At 55.7% G+C, this 619-nt stretch carries 1 pseudogene; it reads left to right on the forward strand.

Annotation, left to right across the window (positions count from 1 at the left end):
* Positions 1-619, forward strand: a pseudogene (locus tag ACCI49_RS25015) (hypothetical protein); the annotation flags it as partial.

Raw genomic sequence — 619 nt, forward strand, 5'->3', positions numbered from 1 at the left:
GGCCCACCGGGCTCAGCTGGCCCACCAGCACCAACTATGCCGGCGGCACTAAATATTCGTTTAATGCGATTGCCGGACGCGGCTTTATCCATGTGCTGGCCAATGATGCCGAGGGCGGCGCGCGTGTCGGTTTGAATGGTGCCCAGGTTGGAATAATGGACGGGGAAAATGAAATTACCCAATGGTATTCATTCCCGATCACCCTGCAGGCTGGCGCCAATGAAATTTCGATTTGGTCCACTTCCACCGATGGTGGCACCTATGGCGGCATTGTGGTTACTTTGGGTGGCAGTGGTGACCCCGAGGCATTGCTGGGTATGTCTGCAGCGGATGCCAAAGCCGAGGCCGCGGCAAATGCCGCTGAAGAAGCCAAAGCCGATGCGGAGGAGGCCCTGGAAGATCTAGGGGATATCGCCGCAGACGACAAGCTGCACCCGTCAGAAAAGTTAATCATCATTCGCGAGTACAGCCAAATCCTAGCAGAGCAGGGCGATATCGAAGCCCTGGCCAACAGCTACGGCATTACCACGGAAAAAACCAATTACAGCGGCGCTATCACCGCGCTTTCCGATTATCTCAGCGGCACCGATTGGAATAATACCGGCACTGTAACCAGCAT

It is taken from the genome of Microbulbifer epialgicus (assembly GCF_041447265.1).
GTDB lineage: Bacteria > Pseudomonadota > Gammaproteobacteria > Pseudomonadales > Cellvibrionaceae > Microbulbifer > Microbulbifer epialgicus.